Below are 17,723 nucleotides of genomic sequence, written 5' to 3' on the forward strand. Positions count from 1 at the left end.
ATTAAGGCTGACATCGCTTAGTCATAAACTCACGTTTTAATAAAGGCACATTAAATAATAAAGTGTGTTTAACATGTTTTTAGAAGCATTCGAAAAAAAATCAAAAACAACGGATATTCAAAAAGAAGTTGTAGAGCACTTACAAACACTAATTCGCTTTGAATCAGTAACCCCTAACCAAGCGGGTGCAATTGATTGGCTTGCAGTTAAATTGTTGGGTTTAGGTTTAAGTTGCGAGCAATTTACTATAAATGGTGTGACTAATTTAATTGCCTGCATAAAATTCAAAGAAGGCCCATGTGTTGCTTTCTCAGGGCACATTGATGTAGTACCAGCAACAAGTAGCGGTTGGTTAAGTCCTCCTTTTGAAGGGCGAGTGCGAAATGATGCAATATACGGTAGAGGGGCGGCCGATATGAAAGGGGGTGTTGCCGCCATGCTTAGCGCCACAAAAAAGTTAATTAATAGTAAATCCGCTAAAGTAGGGACTCTTTACTGGCTTATCACGTCAGATGAAGAGGGAGAGGCTGAATTTGGTTCTCAAGAAATAGTTAATAAGCTTGCCAAGCAAGGTGTTGTATTAGATGGCTGTATTGTCGGGGAGCCATCAAGTGTGGCACAAGTTGGCGATACGGTTAAGAATGGCCGTCGTGGTGCGCTTTCAGCTCGGATTTTAGTTACTGGTAAGGCAGGTCATGTAGCTTATCCTCAAAACGCACTCAATGCTGCTCATATTGCTGCAAAAATAGTAAATAGCTTGAGTGATCAGATCTGGTTACTCGATGTGGCTAGCTCAAAAACCACACTGCAAGTGACTGGAATTAACATAAATAATGTGGTCGATAATTTAGTGCCAAGTCATTGTGAGATTACATTTAATGTACGTTATAGCCACGGTTACAGTAGTGCAGCAGTTAAAACGCAATTAATGAAGACCCTAAACAAGTTTGCTGAGCATTTTACGATTGAGTGGGAACGCCCATGCGAGCCTTATTACACAAGCCATAATACGGGATGGAGTTTACTTACTCATATTGAGCAGGCTATTTATAAAAACACATCAAGTCACCCATTACTAAGTACAGATGGAGGGACATCAGATGGACGATTTTTTGCCAGCCCCCATACTCAAGTCATTGAATGTGGTGTACGAAACAATACGATTCATCAAGTTAACGAACATGTATCTATTAGTGATTTACTTAAAATTGAAGCTATTTATACAACTTTACTTGAGCAAGTATTTATTAATAATTAAATATAAATAGAGTACTTTATAGATATAAGGACTCACTTCTTATTGGTTATTCTAAATAACGTTTGGCTTTATTTTCTTTTACATTTTCAAGATCGACCAATACCAATCCATCAATACAATTATTGAAATCGGGATCAATACTAAAGCTTAAAAATTGCACTCCACCGGGTTTACAAAGTTCAGTGTATTGTTTAAATAAAGTAGGGACTTGAGCACCTATATTAGCTAGTACATGTTTTAGCTCTACAAAATCTTCTTTCACGTCATTGCCGCTAAAAAGAGTATTACACTGGGTTAGCTGTAGCTCGGTTAACTTAAACTCATTATTAGGCGTAGCTAATTCAATGCCACTTTTATAATAATGCTGATAATAATAAACGAGCATGGCCTTTGCTTGCTCGGGTAGAGCGTTTGATACACTTACAGCACCAAACAAGTATCTGTACTGTGGATAGTTTTTGATAAAAGCGCCAATGCCATACCATAAATAATCGAGGCTTTTACGTCCCCAATATTTAGGCTGCACAAAGCTGCGACCAAGCTCAATTCCTTGTTGTAGGTAAGGGGCCATATCGTCGGTGTAAGAAAATAAGCTATCAGTATATAAACCTTTGCGGCCGTGCTTTTGTATTATCTCTTGTGCGCAGGCTAATCGATAAGCACCTACCAGTTCTAGTTGCATGGGGTCCCACAGTACAAGGTGCTGGTAATCCATATCGTATTTATCTATATCACGACGTTTACCGCTACCTTCACCTACCGCTCTAAACGCGATTTCTCTCAGGCGCCCTAACTCTCTAAAAATAGGTGAGCTACCTACATACTGGTATAGGTGAATATGCATACCGTCTTGTGTTTTACCAAGTAGTTGGCATTGCTCAATTGCTTTTTTTAGCTCTTTTCTGCACTCGGGAACAGCGATAGGTGTTTGTGTTTTTAGCGGCAGTGCTTTTTTTGTTGTAAGCCTATAAAGCTGTTTACGGATGAGGTTTACAACTTCTTTATCTTTAAGATTTTCTATTAAGTAAGATTCAGGAGGGATAGAGGCGCCAATCTCAAACTCTAAAGATTTTTGGCGCTGCTTAAACATTTCGGCCACTAATAGTAAACTTGCCAAAGGTTTATAAATCATTGATGTGCCATAAAAAAGTGGACTGTTTTTGGCTTTAATATAAATAGGTAAAATAGGGCAGTTAGCTTTTTTTGCCATACGTAAAAAACCACTATTCCATTTGCAGTCTTTAATACCTGTTGGCCCTAATCGCGATACTTCTCCTGCCGGAAATATAAGTAATGCACCTTCGTCTTTTAAATGGTTTTGTATATTACTAAGCTCTTGTTTATTGCTCATGCCTGATAAGTTATCTACGGGGAGTAAAAGTGAGTGCATTGGGGTAACCGACATCAACATGCGGTTTGCCACTACTTTTAAATCTTGTCTTACAGTTGAAAGTACTTTAATAAGTGCTAGAGCATCTAATGAACCAATAGGGTGATTTGCAACGATAACAAGTTTACCCTCGTTAGGAATGTGCTCTATCTGCTTAGGTTTATAGCGGGTATCAAAATTGAGTTCATCAAGCACTTGTTCAACAAATTCTAATCCTTGTAGGTGAGGGTAGGCATCACCAAAAGCAACAAACTCCTGTTCATGCAATAAGTAGCCTAGACCTTTTTTTACTAAACCTTTTACTTTAGGAGAGTTCTCTAGTTGTGGTAAGTTTGCAGCAATTACTTTATCAACACTTATCATATTAACCTCATATTCCGTTTGGCCAATTCGCCATACATGTAAGATTAAAAAAAGGGTGTGACAGTTACTTTGCAGTAGTGTGACTTTTTAAAGTGCAAACTTATAAACAGTGTATTGTTAGGAGAATTTATGTCTGTATTAGTTGCTATTACTGGGCGTGACAACACAAAACTAATGACGAAGTTACAAGAGCGGTTACCAAATACGCTGATAGAGCAATGGCCTGATTGCAAAAACGCACATGATGTGGATTTTGTACTTGCGTGGAAAGCGCCAGAATCTATGTGGCCACAGCTACCTAACTTAAAGGCTGTGTCGTCATTTGGTGCTGGCGTAGACAGTATCGATTTAACATTACTCGACGAAAGTGTTGAAGTAGTCCGCATTGTTGACAATCAACTAGCTGAAGATATGGCGGAATATGTACTGACACATGTGTTAGCTCAAAAGTTACGTTTAAAAGAGTATTACATTAAACAAACACAGCAAACATGGAAGCCAAAGCGGGCACATAGTAATAAACATGTCGGCATACTTGGGATGGGTGAATTAGGTAAAGCATGCGCGCAAAAGCTTATAAATAATGGCTTTAAGGTAAGTGCCTGGGCGCAAAGTAATAAAAGCGCAACTAATGTCGAAATTTTTTATGGCGAGGAAGGCCTTAATTGTATGCTTCCTGAGGTTGACTACCTTGTATGTCTATTACCCCTTACGCAAGCAACGACAGGCATTATTAATCACTCAATGCTCGCAAAGCTACCTAAACATGCTGTTGTTATTAATGTGGCACGTGGTGCTCATGTTGTTGAACAAGACTTACTAAGTGCATTAAATAACGATAGCTTACGCGCAGCTACACTCGACGTATTTGATCAAGAACCTTTAGCGTCGAATCACCCTTACTGGGGGAGCCCCAAAATAACGCTTACACCACATTGCGCGGCGATTTCTGATTTAAATAGTGTTATAGACCAAATAGCCGATAATATTGAACGTTTGAATAAGGGCTTAGCACTCAATAATTCAGTAGATAGAACTAAAGGTTATTAGCTGATAGCTAATTAGTTTAAAAAACAGCTTGTTAACATTTGTAATTTTCATTAGTGTAAAAGGTATTCTCACTAATAAAAATATAAAGAGGGTGTTATGAAATCGAGTCAAAGTGGCGTTAAATTAAGCCTAGTTATTGTTTCAATTATTATACTAGGTGTTTCAGCTTGGTTTAATCAGGCTAACGCTGAAGATAGTCCATCTAAAATACAAACCAAAAGCGAGTTAACAGTAGCGGACTAACTTTACTTACTATGTATTCCTCAGTTTTAGTGTTTCTTCGCATCATTTTTTTTGCAGCCCACTAGCACTACTTTCACAGTAGTGTTGGCGTGTCGCTTGAAGTTCTAATTTTCACCTTGGTTCAAAGTGCTTTTTAATATTTTTGAATTCTTAATAAAAAAGCCCAGCAATGCTGGGCTATTAAATATTCTAGGGAAAAGTTGTTAACTTTGGGTTACATTAAATTGCCCAAATGTATAAACTTTAAACAAGTAAAAAGTATTGATCAACACTAAACTCATATTTGAAATAACACTCGACGACATAAGATCTAAGCTAAATGATAAGAATAATAAACCACACGCACTAATGGCGGCAACGCGCAGCAGTGTTATATGGTTAATAAAGAATGCACCTAAACCTAGTGCAAGTAGTGTAGTATTTAAAAGCCAATCTAGCTCGTTTAGCATGGTCGTTTCAATAGTTCAGTTGTTGAAAAAAGGAGCGCCATTATGTTGATCTTTTGCGCACCTTTCAACCAAGTAATTTTAAATTTTCAGATTAGTTTTTTTAATGCTAAAAGTAGCTGCCGATTGCTGAAAATAAACCATTATCAGCAATTACTTGATACTTTTGGCAGCTCTGCGGTTTCTGCAAGTCACTGCATAAATAAAGGGACTCACGGCTAGAATCATAGGTGGGGTGTAGGTTTGAATCAATTAAAGTAGCCCCCTTGCCAAAGAATCCGGGCCAGTAAACACTCTCACTTACCATCCCTAATTTTTTATAGGTGAGTAAGGTAGGTTTTGGAAAAGCTAAAATTATTACAGCAACGACAGCGAGTGATATAAACAGTCCTTTTTTTTGCGTTGTTTTTTGGCTTGTATCATTCTTTGCACTGGAATTTAACTCTGCCGGTGAAGGGCGCTGAGTAGAACGCTGTGGTTTTCTTTTTTGCGCTGTTTTTTTTCTAGCCGGTGCTTTACCTAGCAACGATTGTTTATTTGGGGTTTTAGACATAAAGCAAATCTGGCCTTTTTTCCGTAGGTCTCTATAATTAAATGAGTAAATTTATATACTAAGCTAATTATTATGATAACTTAAAGTTAGCTTATAGCCTACGAGGAATAAAGATGAATACGCAGCTATCAATTTTAATTGTAGATGACGTTAGCACAGTGCGTAGTTTTTTGAGCCAAACGCTCATGCACTTAGGGATAGATAACGTAAAGGAAGCATCTACTGCCTCACAATGCATTAGTGAGTGCCAAGCTGCAAATTATAATATCATTTTTTTAGACATTGAATTGCCAGACGGTGATGGTAAAGATTTGATTGCACAAATCAATGAATTAAGCCCAGAGACAAATGTGGTTATGGTGTCGGCACATTCAGGTATTGAGAATGTTAAGGATGCAATTGATAAAGGCGCTAAAGGGTTTGTAGTAAAGCCATTTACACCTAAAAAAATAGCGGCAATGCTTAAGAAGTTTTATCCAGATTTAGAAAATGTCTAATAAAGTAAGTACATTTAAAATTTAAACAAAAAAAAACCGGCAAAAGCCGGTTTTTTATATTCTATCAAAAACAAATTATAGAGCTTTAATCTTAGCTGCTATACGGCTCTTATGACGAGCTGCTTTGTTTTTGTGAATTAGACCCTTAGTTGCGTAACGGTCTAGGATAGGTGTAGCAACAGAAAAAGCTTGCTGTGCAGCTTCTTTATCGCCCGCTTCAATAGCAACAATTACTTTTTTGAAGTAAGTGCGCATCATTGAACGACGGCTTGCGTTGTGCTGACGGTTTTTTTCGCTTGTGATAGCGCGTTTTTTTGCAGACTTGATGTTAGCCAAGGTTTGCTCCTAACAATCTTAAAATAAAGCTTAAATTAAAGGCCGTGGAATATGCCTGTTTCTATCATGAATGTCAATTTAAATTTAACAATCCAAGAAAAACTGCACCATATAACGAGCATCAATTTGCCGCTTTAGCAGTTAATACCGACATTGTAACAAAGCACAGACCCCCAGCCTAGTGCTTTAAAGCGATTTATAAAAAAGACTGTGGCATAATCGCCTATCTTGAGGATTTTTGAGTAGGTTTAAGGTGTCAAAAGGTTTATTTCGCTCCGGTATGATTGTTAGTTGTATGACTATGATATCGCGTATTTTAGGGCTCGTTCGAGATGCAGTCGTTGCCAATTTATTAGGCGCAAGTGCGGCGGCTGATGTTTTTTTATTTGCTAACCGTATTCCTAATTTTTTACGTCGTTTATTTGCAGAAGGTGCCTTCGCACAAGCATTTGTACCCGTGCTGAGTGAAATTAAAGAACAGCAAGGCGACGACAAGGTCAGACTTTTTGTTGCACAAGCAGCAGGCACATTAGGAACCATTTTACTGATTGTCACTATTATAGGTGTTGTTGCTTCACCCGTTATTGCAGCATTGTTTGGCACCGGTTGGTTTATAGATTGGTGGCAGGGCGGACCCAATGCCGAAAAGTTTGAACTTGCAAGTTCATTACTTAAATTTACATTCCCTTATTTGTTTTTTGTAAGCTTAGTTGCGCTTAGTGGTGCGGTAATGAACGTGTATAACCGTTTTGCTGTTGCTGCATTTACACCTGTTTTACTCAATGTTTCTATTATTACGTGTGCAATTTTTTTACATGATAAATTTAGTGTCGGGGCTTATTCTCTCGCAATTGGCGTATTTATTGGTGGCGTTGTGCAGTTATTGTTTCAACTTCCATTTTTATACCGTGCAAAAATGTTGGCGCGTCCACGCTGGGCATGGCAAGACGAAAACGTAAAAAAAGTACGTAAACTTATGCTTCCTGCTTTGTTTGGCGTATCTATTAGCCAAATTAATTTGTTGCTTGATACCATGATTGCTTCATTACTGATGACAGGCTCGATTGCATGGCTTTATTATTCAGACCGTTTAATTGAATTTCCGCTGGGCTTATTTGGTATTGGTATTGCGACAGTTATTTTACCGGCGCTCTCTAGGTTACATAGCAGTAAAAAAAGTAGTGACTTTCAGCATACTCTCGACTGGGGGGTGCGTTTTGTTATATTTTTAGGCCTACCAGCAATGATAGGTCTAATGATCATCAGCCCGCTTATTATCACCGTATTGTTCGACCACGGTGCGTTTAAAGAAGACAGTGTTGATCATGTTAAAGCAGTAAGTTTAGGCGTAGTCGCATATTCAGTAGGGCTTGTAAGCTTTATGCTGATTAAAGTACTTGCTCCTGGCTTTTATGCTCGTCAAGACACAAAAACGCCGGTGCGTATTGGTATTATTACCTTAGTGTTGAATATGGTATTTAATATTATGCTGGCTCCTTTTATTGGTTATTTAGGATTAGCACTCGCTACTTCGCTATCGGCTAGTTGTAATGCATTTTTGCTGTATAGGCAGCTTAAAAAAGAAAATGTGTATCAGTTTTCATCAATGAGTATGCGCTTTACACTTAAATGTGTTGTTGCAAGTATGGTTATGGGAGCTGTTACATGGTTTGTGAGCAGTTACTATTACTGGGCTACATGGGCTTTTACACAGCAGGTAGTCTTATTAATAGCACTCGTGGCTTTGGCAGGTATTAGTTACTTTGCAATGCTATTTTTGATGGGCGTTAGACTAAATACGATAAAAAGTGTAGCAATTACTGAATCAAACTAAAAAAAAGATTATAATCGGCAACTCTGCGGCTTTAATTAATTTTTAGTCGTAATTAATAGCTCGCTAAACAAGGCATTAGGTGGCATGGAGTTAATTAGAGGTATACACAATATTCGCCCACACCACTTTGGTTGTGTGTTAACTATTGGTAATTTTGACGGTGTTCATTTAGGCCACGCAGAAGTACTAAAAGGCTTACTTACTGATGCTAAAGCGCATAGTTTGTCTAGCACTGTAATGCTATTTGAACCCCAGCCACAAGAATTTTTTGCTAAAAAAAATGCCCCAGCACGGCTAACGCGCTTACGAGATAAGCTACGTTTGCTTAGTGATTTAGGTATTGAGCGAGTTATTTGCATTAGCTTTAATCAGCAATTTGCAAACATGCATGCTGAGCAATTTGTTAATGATATTTTGATTAAAAAGTTAGGTGTTAAAGCTCTCACTGTTGGCGATGATTTTAAGTTTGGAAAGCAGCGCCAAGGTAACTTTGACTTACTTGCTAGCATGGGCAAGCAAGCGGGCATGGACGTAAAAAGCACCGCGAGTTTTCGTCAATTAAATGCTAGAGTAAGCAGCACTTTAATACGAGATGCTTTGGCATCTGGTGACTTAGCAAGTGCTAAAACAATGCTTGGTCACGATTATGCTATTTCTGGGCGTGTTATACACGGCTGGAAAAGAGGACGTGAACTCGGTTTTAGAACGGCAAATATTGCCCTAAAACGCCAAGTGTGTCCTGTCAACGGGGTGTTTGCAGTGCAAGCAACGATTGCAGGAAAACAGATTTTTGGAGTTGCAAATGTAGGCAATAAGCCGACATTTAATGGAACTCGTGCATTATTAGAAGTTCACCTTTTTGATTTTGCACAGGATATTTACGGACAATTTATGCATGTGGAGTTAATAAAAAAACTTCGCAACGAAAAAAAATTCGAGACATTAACACAATTAACGGCGCAAATAGCAACTGATGTTGCTGCCGCTAAGCAGTGTTTTGGTTTAAATCAGGTAGCCGATAGAGACGGAATGTAGGATAAATGAGCGACTATAAACATACTTTGAACTTACCGGAAACACCGTTTCCAATGCGTGGCAATTTGGCACAACGTGAACCAAAAATGCTTAAAGCATGGTATGAAGACGACCTGTACGGTCAAATTCGCAGCGCTAAGAAAGGTAAAAAGACCTTTATTTTGCATGACGGCCCTCCGTATGCAAATGGCGATATCCATTTAGGCCACTCAGTTAATAAAATATTAAAAGACATTATTGTTAAGTCTAAAACATTATCTGACTTTGATTCACCATTAGTCCCAGGTTGGGATTGTCATGGTTTACCAATCGAGTTAATGGTTGAGAAAAAAGTAGGCAAGCCGGGCGTAAAAGTAACCGCGAGCGAGTTTCGTGAAAAATGCCGTGCATACGCTAAAAAACAAGTTGAAGGTCAAAAAGTTGATTTTAAACGTTTAGGCGTATTTGCAGATTGGGATAAGCCTTACTTAACAATGAACTTTGACTTTGAAGCGAATGCAATTCGTGTACTTGGTCGTATTATTGAAAAAGGTCATTTGCATAAAGGTGCTAAGCCTGTGCATTGGTGTACAGATTGTGGTTCTGCATTAGCAGAAGCTGAAGTTGAGTACCAAGACAAGCAATCACCAGCGATTGATGTACGTTTTACATTTGTTGATCAAGATGCTGTTGTAAGTGCATTTGATTTGGCTGATGGTCATAAAGGTGAAGGCAGTGTTGGTACTGTTATTTGGACAACAACACCGTGGACGCTTCCAGCAAACCGCGCAGTAGCTGTGCATGCCGATTTAGAATATGCATTGGTGCAGGTTGAAGATGAAGGCGTACAACAACGTCTAATTTTAGGCTCTGAGCTTGTTAAAGATGCAATGGACCGCTTTGGTTTTAATCACTTCCACGTATTAGGTTATGTAAAAGGTGCTGCACTTGAAAACTTACAAGTAGCCCATCCTTTTTATGATTTTAATGTACCCGTGATTGTTGCAGAACACGTAACGACTGACTCAGGTACCGGTGTTGTACATACAGCACCAGGGCATGGTCAAGAAGATTTCGTGGCTGGTTTAAATTACAACCTTGAAGTAGCTAACCCTGTTGGCGCTAATGGCGTTTATTTACCAGATACTGAACTTTTTGCAGGTCAGCATGTATTTAAAGCAAATGCGAGCGTAATTGAAGTATTAAAAGAGCACGGTGCATTAATGCATCATCATGCTATAACTCATAGTTACCCACATTGTTGGCGCCATAAAACACCGATTATTTTCCGTGCTACACCACAATGGTTTGTAAGTATGGATCAGGCTAACTTGCGTGAAGATTCTTTAAAAGAAATTAAAAACACGCAGTGGTTGCCAGAGTGGGGCGAAAGCCGTATTTCGAACATGGTTGAAAGCCGCCCAGATTGGTGTATATCTCGCCAACGTACTTGGGGTGTGCCAATTGCATTGTTTGCTGATAAAGATACCGGTGCACTTCATCCAAATACTCAAGAACTCATTGAGCAAGCTGCACAGCTAGTTGAAAAATCTGGTATTCAGGCATGGTACGATTTAGAACCAGCTACATTACTTGGTGAAGAAGATGCCAAGCAATACATGAAAGTGCAAGATACGCTAGATGTATGGTTTGACTCAGGTGTTTCACACGCATGTGTTGTAGACGCACGTGAAGACTTGGTTGGTCCAGCTGATTTATACCTTGAAGGTTCTGATCAACACCGTGGTTGGTTTATGTCATCAATGATGACATCAGTGGCTATTAATGGTCATGCGCCATACCGCCAAGTATTGACTCATGGTTTTACTGTTGATGAAAACGGCCGAAAAATGTCTAAGTCACTAGGCAATGTTATTTCACCACAAAATGTGATGAATAAACTAGGTGCCGACATTCTACGTTTATGGGTTGCCTCTACCGATTACACGGCAGAAATGACTGTGTCGGATGAAATATTTAAGCGCTCTGCCGATCGCTACCGCCGTATTCGTAACACTAGCCGTTACTTACTAGCTAACCTAAATGGTTTTGAGCCAAAAACTGATCAAGTTGCTGTTGATGATATGGTTGAGCTTGATAAGTGGATTGTTGGTCGTGCTGCTCAGTTGCAAGACGAAATTTTAGCCGCATACGATAGCTACCAAATGCTATTAGTAACGCAAAAGCTAATGAACTTCTGTACGGGTGAGCTTGGTTCGTTCTATTTAGACGTTATTAAAGATCGTCAGTACACAGCTAAGAGTGACAGCCATGCACGTCGTTCTTGTCAAACAGCGCTTTATCATATTGCAGAAGCAATGACGCGTTGGATGGCACCTATTATGAGCTTTACCGCACAAGAAATTTGGGAAGCTTTACCGGGTGAGCGTAGTGACTACGTATTTACATCTGTTTGGTATGATGGCTTACAAGCGCCAACAAATAGCCAATTTAGTAACGATGACTGGTTAGAAATTCTAACAGTACGCGACGAAGTAAACCGCTTATTAGAAGCTGCACGTAAAGAAGAAGTCATTGGTGCAACGCTTCAAGCAACGGTTAATTTATTTACTGGTAAAGAGCTTGCCGCTAAATTAAATGCGCTTGGTGATGAACTGCGTTTTGTATTATTAACATCGGCCGTAAATGTTTCTGAAGTTGATAGTCAGCCAGCTGATACACAAACTACCGAAATTGAAGGTTTATTCATTAGTGTTGCTGCAACAGATGCTGCGAAATGTGAGCGTTGTTGGCATTACAGTGAAGATGTAGGTGTTAACCCTGCTCATCCTGAAATTTGTGGTCGTTGTGTAAGTAATGTTGACGGCGAAGGCGAAAAGCGTCAATTCGCTTAGGAGTTATTCTTAGTGAGCAAACTAGCCCAAAAAAGTGGTTTAGTGTGGCTTTGGTTGAGTCTATTACTACTAGTAATAGACTTTGCCAGTAAAACACTTGTTGTAGGGACTATGGCTTATCAAGAGTCGATAAACTTACTCCCTGTTTTTAGTATTACTTATGTGCATAACTATGGTGCTGCTTATAGCTTCTTAAGTGAAGCGGGTGGTTGGCAGCGTTGGTTTTTAAGTGCGATTGCCATTGCTATTAGTGCTTTGCTTGTGTGGTGGCTAAAACGCTTACCTGCAACAAACAAAGTACTATGCGGTGCTTATGCACTGGTACTTGCAGGCGCTATTGGTAATTTATACGATCGTATTGCGTATGGTTATGTAATCGACTTTATTCACGTATTTTATAAAGACTCACATTTTCCTGTATTTAATATTGCTGATTGCGCTATTTGTATTGGCGCAGCATTATTGTTATTTGATGCCTTTACCGGCGAGAGTCCGAAGGAGCATAAAGCATGAGCCAAGCTGTAATTGGTGAAAACTCGCAAGTTATTTTCCATTTTTCTATTAAATTAGAAGATGGCTCTGCCGCCGATTCTACCAAGGTGCACAACAAACCTGCTAAATTAACAATGGGCGATGGCAGTTTAACGGCAAACTTCGAAAAGTGTTTATTAGGTTTAACTGCAGGCGAAAGTAAAACGTTTGAATTAGAACCTGAAGATGCGTTTGGTCAGCCAAATCCAGATAATATTTACTACGTTGACCGTAGTAAATTTGGCCCAGAAACACCAGCTAAGGTAGGTGCAATTATTGCGTTTACTCAACCAGACGGTACTGAGCTTCCTGGATTAGTTCGCGAAGTGCAAGGTGAGTCGGTAACGATTGATTTTAATCACCCTTTATCTGGCCAACGTTTAACGTTTGAAGTTGATATTATTGAGGTGGAAGGTTAATGGAAATATTACTAGCTAATCCACGCGGCTTTTGCGCTGGTGTTGACCGTGCTATTAGTATTGTTGAGCGCGCCCTAGATATTTTTGAAAAGCCAATTTATGTGCGCCACGAAGTAGTACATAACCGCTATGTGGTTGATGGATTAAAAAGTCGTGGTGCGGTATTTGTTGAAGAGCTTGATCAAGTACCTGACGACAGCATTGTTATTTTTAGTGCACATGGTGTTTCGCAAGCTGTTCGCAGCGAAGCTAAACGTCGTGATTTAAAAGTATTTGATGCAACGTGTCCGCTTGTAACTAAAGTACATATGGAAGTTACACGTGCGAGTCGTAAAGGTATTGAGTGTATTTTAATTGGACACCATGGCCACCCTGAAGTAGAGGGAACAATGGGACAATATGATAACTCAGCCGGTGGCATTTATCTTGTTGAAACCGTTGATGATGTTGTTGCGCTTAATGTAAAAAATGCTGAAAATCTTTTTTATTGCAGCCAAACAACACTCTCAGTTGATGACACAGCAGATGTTATTGATGCACTACGCAATAAGTTTCCATCAATTGACGGACCTCGTAAAGATGACATTTGTTATGCAACGCAAAATCGTCAAGACGCTGTTCGTGACTTAGCTGATAAAGTTGATGTGCTATTAGTTGTTGGCGCTAAAAATAGCTCTAACTCTAATCGCTTACGTGAACTTGCAGATAAAATGGGCACAGTTGCTTATTTAATTGATGACGCAACTGATGTACAAGAGCAGTGGGTTTCAGGCTCTAAATCAGTTGGCGTAACTGCGGGAGCATCTGCGCCAGAAGTACTTGTACAACAAGTAATAAGCCGATTAAAAGAGCTTGGTGGCACACAGGTTGTTGAGAACCCAGGTGAAGTAGAAAATATAGTATTTGCTGTTCCTGTAGAGCTACGTTAATTTAAATATATTAAACATTTAGATTAAAGGAGAGTCGTTATGAGCAAGTCACTTCAAAATGATGGTTTGCTTTTTTCGGCTCTTTTTAATGAGCGAGGCGTATTAGCCACGCTTATTGTTTCTCAAGTTATTGCTATTGTTTTAGCTTTTGCACCTAATGTAGAAGGAGATATTTGGCTACGACTTGGGATCATTAGTTTGTTTATGCATTTAATTGTTTTAGTCGGTACCTCTTCTTTATACTTCTGTAGATTTTTCTTACAAAAACGTACTCAAACTTTTCAATTAAGTCTATTTTTTGCCTTTTTTTTATTATCTACCTGTATTTTTAGTATTTTATTTTCTCATTTTGCTTTTGATATAGATGATACAAATAACCTAATTTATTTCACACTTCGCAATTGCATTATAGTGGCTTTACTGGCGGCTTTATTCGTCCAGTTTTTATTAATTCATTTTGAAAAAGAGCAGCAAACTAAAGCGCTTTCTCGTGCTGAGCTTGATGCCCTACAAGCTAGAATACGTCCTCATTTTTTATATAATAGTTTAAACACTGCTGCAGAACTTACTCATCATGATGCCGATGCGGCAGAACAGGCTATTTTAGCATTAGCCGCCTTATCGCAGGCTGCAATGCACTCGGGGAAGAATGTATCTCTTGAAGATGAAATAACGCTGAGTAAGCAATATATCGCACTTGAAACGTGGCGTTTTGGTAATCGCTTAAGAGTTGATTGGCAAATACCTAATGAACTACCCGCATTGAGTATTCCTTGCTTAACCCTGCAGCCATTAATTGAAAATGCGGTATGCCACGGCGTTGAAACAAGTGAGCATGGTGCAGAAATAAAAGTAGAGCTACATATCACTACCGGCTATATAACCATGATTGTTTCTAACCCTATAACAATTTCTAATGCTCAAACTAGGCCTAATAACGGAATGGCGCTTGAAAATATTCGCCAGCGATTAAATATTTATTATAAAAATAAAGCGCAGCTAACAATTACTAATAAAAATGATGTGTTTAGGGTCAAGGTCGTTATCCCTAAGCTAATTGAGGGCAGTGTATGAATGTACTCATTGTTGATGATGAACCTCTTGCGAGATCTCGCTTAATCCGTTTGTTAACACATGATAAAAGTATAGTTGTACAAGGTGAGGCAAGTAATGGTAATGAAGCCCTAGTACTTGCTAAAAAGCAAACGCCGGATTTGATTTTTTTAGATGTTGATATGCCTGGTATGAATGGTTTACAAGTTGCTAATGAGCTCAATAGTTTAACTCTACCTCCTGCTATTGTTTTTATAACTGCTCACCCTGAGCATGCCTTCGATGCTTTACAATTAAGCGCTGCAGGTTATTTAGTTAAACCTATTTCAGAGCAATCATTGCAAAAGGTGCTTAAGCAAGTTGGGCGTTTAAATAAAGTACATATTCAAAAACAACAAAATGTAAAAATCTCTTATCAGCTAGCTGGTACTCTACGTAGTGTTGATATAAATGATGTTTTGTACTTTAGTGCCGAAGAAAAGTATACCAAAATGATATTCTCGGGTGGAGAGGCTTTACTGGAGCAAAGCCTAAAGCAATTAGAGCTGCAATATCCCGCATATGTTTTACGAATTCACCGCAATACTTTAGTGAATAAACAAAAAGTAATAGCCTTGCATTCAAAAGGGAATGGCAATCATATGATTGAGCTACAAGGGTGCAGTGAGTTATTGCCAGTGAGCCGCCGCGAGCTTAAATTAGTTAAAAATACGCTTTAGACTTATTTCGCAATTAAGTTGCCTCTGACTTAAATGCATTTACATTTAATTACTACTGTTTTGTTGAATGAGCCGATTTAATTAACCGTTTATCAACAAATATAACCGCTTGTCTTAGTCCTCATTGATTCCTCAAATAAATAGCATAAACTTATAATCAGATAATTTTTATTTGGTTCTACTATGCAGTCATCTCAAACAAAAGTGCAAAGAGGCTTCACTCTAATTGAAGTGTTAATTGCATTTATTATTCTTAGTTTTGGCCTTTTAGGCGCAGTTGCCCTGCAAGCAAAAGCAAAGCAAGCAAGCTTTGATTCTATGCAGCGCGCTGCTGCAGTTGCACTTGGTAATGATATTGTGCAGCGTATCCGTGCTAACGATACCCCTCAAATAGCCGGGCTGTACACACAAACATTTGATAGTGAAACTGCAACGACAACCTCGCAAACGTGCTTTACAAATACTTGTAGCGCAGCGCAAGTTGCGGCCTTAGATCTTGAGCAGTGGAAAAGAGCTATAAGAGCTCGAGAAAATACGGGGTCTTTAGATGGTGCTACCGTATGTATTGCACCTACAGTAGTTGCTGGCTCGGGTGGTAAGGCATTTAATTTAGAAGTAATTGTTTCGTGGCAAGGTCGACAAGAGTTTAATGCAAATGATGCTACTGGCGCAATAAAGTGTGGAACGGCTGACAAAAAGCGCCGCTTAGTTGTATTAACTAGTTACATTTACCTTAGGAGCTAACATGAAGCAAAAAGGTTTTACACTTGTAGAAATGATGATTTCATTATTTATTGGTGGATTAATACTAGGTGGCGTTATGTTCACCTATATAGGTATGAAAGTAACCACTAAAGATACGATGACTATTGGTGAACTTCAAGAATCAGGGCGCCTTGCAATTAACATAATGCAACGTGATATTGAACAAATTGGCTTTTGGGGAACTTATTATGACGATTCGTTCACTGCAGTAAATACAGATACACTAGCAAACCCTGGAACAGACTGCTTTGAAGGATTAAATAATGGGAGTTTTCCTGACTTTGCTACAGCTAGTAATTTTAGAACTATTTACGCAAAGGTTGCTGGAGAATCAAAAGAGCTTAACTGCCTAAATAATCCGATTAAAAGCACTGACATTATTCAATTAAAATTTTTACAAGGTAAGAGCTTAACAGTTAATACAGTAACTAATGAGACTCAGGCTGATGAAAACTACTTTGTAGCTGAGCAAGAAAAAGCTCAATTTTTCCGTGGAACGGTTAACGCTGCGACTCTTAATGTTAATGCAACCGTTTGGCCTTACAGCCATCATGTTTATTATCTATCAGAACAAACTTATAAAGTTAATAATAAGAATTTAACTGTACCTGCATTAATGAGAAAGCGCCTGGTTGGTGGAAATATCAACACAGAAACTATTATGGAAGGTGTTGAGAACATGCGGTTTGTTTTTGGTCTTGATACTAACAGTGATAATCGTGTAGATACCTACCGAAGTATTCAAGATATGAAGTATACAGATTGGGAAAATCGTAAAGGTATTTTAACTGTTCAGGTTTTTTTATTAATACGCGCATTACAGCCAGACCCAGGAGTTAAAATTAAAAACCAAACTTATACGTTAGGTGAGGATGAAGATAAGCGTGTATTAACATTTACCGATAATTTCAGACGTACTGTGTTCACTACTACTATTCGATTAAATAATGTTGGATCAAATTTATGGCGTATTTAAAACAATCACAAAAAAAACAGCAAGGTGTAGTTCTAATTACAGCTTTAATAATGGTTATTGCAGTGACCGGTATTGCTGTAACACTTATGAGCAGTAGTAGTATTGATATTAAAATTACCAATGCAGCACAAGAGCGCGAAGTGGCCGAAAATGAACTCATTGGTGAAGTGCAGCGCATGATCTCTGATGAGGCAAATCAAGGCGCTAATAATCAGTTCTTCCTGACTCCCGATGAAGTAACTGCAATCGCGGATGGTGATGACAAAGGTATGGTGATTGCAAATCATGCAGATATGCAAAGCAAAATGACTAACCTGAACAAGGGGGCGTTAGATTTAGAATGTCCTCGACGCTTTAATTTTACAGCAGGTATATCGTGCAATATGTTACAGGTCGCCACCACAATAGAATATGGATCTAAAAGTAAGCATGAACTAACTATTGTTACAGGTATAGCACAAGAAATGGCCAGCGTAAGCAAGGGGATTTAAG

At 38.8% G+C, this 17,723-nt stretch carries 19 protein-coding genes; 15 read left to right on the forward strand and 4 right to left on the reverse strand.

The window, feature by feature from the left end; genetic code table 11:
* Positions 1-73 precede the first annotated feature (73 nt).
* On the forward strand, positions 74-1,258 hold the full coding sequence (gene dapE, locus I6F43_RS06420; protein WP_197101513.1) for a succinyl-diaminopimelate desuccinylase: 1,185 nt from the start codon (positions 74-76) through the stop codon (positions 1,256-1,258).
* A gap of 46 nt (positions 1,259-1,304) precedes the next feature.
* Here the strand turns inward: dapE and I6F43_RS06425 are convergent, their stop codons facing one another.
* Entirely contained in the window at positions 1,305-3,011 is a 1,707-nt protein-coding gene (locus I6F43_RS06425; protein WP_197101514.1) for a GNAT family N-acyltransferase, read from the reverse strand.
* Positions 3,012-3,140: 129 nt separating this feature from the next.
* Between I6F43_RS06425 and I6F43_RS06430 the strand changes: the two genes are divergently transcribed.
* Positions 3,141-4,061, forward strand: a complete 921-nt coding sequence (locus I6F43_RS06430; protein ID WP_197101515.1) for a 2-hydroxyacid dehydrogenase — start codon at positions 3,141-3,143, stop codon at positions 4,059-4,061.
* Positions 4,062-4,157: 96 nt separating this feature from the next.
* Positions 4,158-4,304, forward strand: coding sequence for a hypothetical protein (locus tag I6F43_RS06435; RefSeq protein WP_165744528.1), 147 nt, complete (start codon positions 4,158-4,160; stop codon positions 4,302-4,304).
* Positions 4,305-4,507: 203 nt separating this feature from the next.
* Here I6F43_RS06435 and I6F43_RS06440 read toward each other — a convergent pair whose 3' ends face one another.
* Together I6F43_RS06440 and I6F43_RS06445 are read right to left on the reverse strand one after the other, a co-directional pair.
* On the reverse strand, positions 4,508-4,753 hold the full coding sequence (locus I6F43_RS06440; protein WP_197101516.1) for a hypothetical protein: 246 nt from the start codon (positions 4,751-4,753) through the stop codon (positions 4,508-4,510).
* A 106-nt stretch (positions 4,754-4,859) separates the two neighbouring features.
* A complete protein-coding gene (locus tag I6F43_RS06445) occupies positions 4,860-5,303 on the reverse strand; it encodes a hypothetical protein (protein ID WP_170072081.1) in 444 nt (147 codons plus the stop codon).
* 113 nt (positions 5,304-5,416) lie between these two features.
* Here I6F43_RS06445 and I6F43_RS06450 point away from each other — a divergent pair, with 113 nt between their 5' ends.
* A complete protein-coding gene (locus tag I6F43_RS06450) occupies positions 5,417-5,800 on the forward strand; it encodes a response regulator (protein ID WP_002958224.1) in 384 nt (127 codons plus the stop codon).
* Between the two features lie 75 nt (positions 5,801-5,875).
* Here the strand turns inward: I6F43_RS06450 and rpsT are convergent, their stop codons facing one another.
* Positions 5,876-6,136 (reverse strand): 30S ribosomal protein S20, encoded by a 261-nt coding sequence (gene rpsT / locus I6F43_RS06455; protein WP_002958225.1) that lies wholly within the window; start codon positions 6,134-6,136, stop codon positions 5,876-5,878.
* Positions 6,137-6,431: 295 nt separating this feature from the next.
* Here rpsT and murJ point away from each other — a divergent pair, with 295 nt between their 5' ends.
* From murJ to I6F43_RS06510, 11 genes are all read left to right on the forward strand, one after another.
* Positions 6,432-7,970: a murein biosynthesis integral membrane protein MurJ gene (gene murJ, locus I6F43_RS06460; RefSeq protein ID WP_033012718.1), complete on the forward strand. Its 1,539-nt coding sequence runs from the start codon at positions 6,432-6,434 to the stop codon at positions 7,968-7,970.
* 84 nt (positions 7,971-8,054) lie between these two features.
* Positions 8,055-9,005: a bifunctional riboflavin kinase/FAD synthetase gene (gene ribF, locus I6F43_RS06465; protein ID WP_197101517.1), complete on the forward strand. Its 951-nt coding sequence runs from the start codon at positions 8,055-8,057 to the stop codon at positions 9,003-9,005.
* A gap of 5 nt (positions 9,006-9,010) precedes the next feature.
* The gene (gene ileS, locus I6F43_RS06470) at positions 9,011-11,839 is read left to right on the forward strand and encodes an isoleucine--tRNA ligase (protein WP_197101527.1); all 2,829 of its coding nucleotides are present in this window, start codon (positions 9,011-9,013) and stop codon (positions 11,837-11,839) included.
* Between the two features lie 12 nt (positions 11,840-11,851).
* On the forward strand, positions 11,852-12,352 hold the full coding sequence (gene lspA / locus I6F43_RS06475; RefSeq protein WP_007376920.1) for a signal peptidase II: 501 nt from the start codon (positions 11,852-11,854) through the stop codon (positions 12,350-12,352).
* Complete coding sequence (fkpB, locus tag I6F43_RS06480; protein WP_002958231.1) at positions 12,349-12,789, forward strand: FKBP-type peptidyl-prolyl cis-trans isomerase; 441 nt, start codon at positions 12,349-12,351, stop codon at positions 12,787-12,789. Before lspA ends, fkpB begins: the two co-directional genes overlap by 4 nt.
* The gene (gene ispH / locus I6F43_RS06485; protein WP_007581370.1) at positions 12,789-13,718 is read left to right on the forward strand and encodes a 4-hydroxy-3-methylbut-2-enyl diphosphate reductase; all 930 of its coding nucleotides are present in this window, start codon (positions 12,789-12,791) and stop codon (positions 13,716-13,718) included. Before fkpB ends, ispH begins: the two co-directional genes overlap by 1 nt.
* Positions 13,719-13,757: 39 nt before the next feature.
* Positions 13,758-14,792, forward strand: a complete 1,035-nt coding sequence (locus I6F43_RS06490) for a sensor histidine kinase (protein WP_010555108.1) — start codon at positions 13,758-13,760, stop codon at positions 14,790-14,792.
* Positions 14,789-15,490: a LytR/AlgR family response regulator transcription factor gene (locus I6F43_RS06495; protein ID WP_197101529.1), complete on the forward strand. Its 702-nt coding sequence runs from the start codon at positions 14,789-14,791 to the stop codon at positions 15,488-15,490. The genes I6F43_RS06490 and I6F43_RS06495 overlap by 4 nt, the downstream gene beginning before the upstream one ends.
* A 183-nt stretch (positions 15,491-15,673) precedes the next feature.
* On the forward strand, positions 15,674-16,234 hold the full coding sequence (pilV, locus tag I6F43_RS06500; protein WP_197101531.1) for a type IV pilus modification protein PilV: 561 nt from the start codon (positions 15,674-15,676) through the stop codon (positions 16,232-16,234).
* 1 nt (position 16,235) lies between these two features.
* A complete protein-coding gene (locus tag I6F43_RS06505; protein ID WP_197101533.1) occupies positions 16,236-17,231 on the forward strand; it encodes a PilW family protein in 996 nt (331 codons plus the stop codon).
* Positions 17,219-17,722, forward strand: coding sequence for a hypothetical protein (locus tag I6F43_RS06510; RefSeq protein ID WP_024589418.1), 504 nt, complete (start codon positions 17,219-17,221; stop codon positions 17,720-17,722). The genes I6F43_RS06505 and I6F43_RS06510 overlap by 13 nt, the downstream gene beginning before the upstream one ends.
* Position 17,723: the final 1 nt, after the last annotated feature.

The sequence above is a fragment of the Pseudoalteromonas sp. NZS71_1 genome, from assembly GCF_015864305.1.
Lineage (GTDB): Bacteria > Pseudomonadota > Gammaproteobacteria > Enterobacterales > Alteromonadaceae > Pseudoalteromonas > Pseudoalteromonas arctica.

Bases quoted from the DNA above. Each gene is read 5' to 3' on its own strand.
- I6F43_RS06495 (WP_197101529.1), top strand. From the start codon at position 14,789: ATGAATGTACTCATTGTTGATGATGAACCTCTTGCGAGATCTCGCTTA.
- I6F43_RS06510 (WP_024589418.1), top strand. From the start codon at position 17,219: ATGGCGTATTTAAAACAATCACAAAAAAAACAGCAAGGTGTAGTTCTA.
- I6F43_RS06425 (WP_197101514.1), bottom strand. From the start codon at position 3,011: ATGATAAGTGTTGATAAAGTAATTGCTGCAAACTTACCACAACTAGAG.
- I6F43_RS06505 (WP_197101533.1), top strand. From the start codon at position 16,236: ATGAAGCAAAAAGGTTTTACACTTGTAGAAATGATGATTTCATTATTT.
- I6F43_RS06450 (WP_002958224.1), top strand. From the start codon at position 5,417: ATGAATACGCAGCTATCAATTTTAATTGTAGATGACGTTAGCACAGTG.
- fkpB (WP_002958231.1), top strand. From the start codon at position 12,349: ATGAGCCAAGCTGTAATTGGTGAAAACTCGCAAGTTATTTTCCATTTT.
- I6F43_RS06435 (WP_165744528.1), top strand. From the start codon at position 4,158: ATGAAATCGAGTCAAAGTGGCGTTAAATTAAGCCTAGTTATTGTTTCA.
- ribF (WP_197101517.1), top strand. From the start codon at position 8,055: ATGGAGTTAATTAGAGGTATACACAATATTCGCCCACACCACTTTGGT.
- pilV (WP_197101531.1), top strand. From the start codon at position 15,674: ATGCAGTCATCTCAAACAAAAGTGCAAAGAGGCTTCACTCTAATTGAA.
- I6F43_RS06440 (WP_197101516.1), bottom strand. From the start codon at position 4,753: ATGCTAAACGAGCTAGATTGGCTTTTAAATACTACACTACTTGCACTA.
- I6F43_RS06430 (WP_197101515.1), top strand. From the start codon at position 3,141: ATGTCTGTATTAGTTGCTATTACTGGGCGTGACAACACAAAACTAATG.
- ispH (WP_007581370.1), top strand. From the start codon at position 12,789: ATGGAAATATTACTAGCTAATCCACGCGGCTTTTGCGCTGGTGTTGAC.
- I6F43_RS06490 (WP_010555108.1), top strand. From the start codon at position 13,758: ATGAGCAAGTCACTTCAAAATGATGGTTTGCTTTTTTCGGCTCTTTTT.
- dapE (WP_197101513.1), top strand. From the start codon at position 74: ATGTTTTTAGAAGCATTCGAAAAAAAATCAAAAACAACGGATATTCAA.
- I6F43_RS06445 (WP_170072081.1), bottom strand. From the start codon at position 5,303: ATGTCTAAAACCCCAAATAAACAATCGTTGCTAGGTAAAGCACCGGCT.
- ileS (WP_197101527.1), top strand. From the start codon at position 9,011: ATGAGCGACTATAAACATACTTTGAACTTACCGGAAACACCGTTTCCA.
- murJ (WP_033012718.1), top strand. From the start codon at position 6,432: ATGACTATGATATCGCGTATTTTAGGGCTCGTTCGAGATGCAGTCGTT.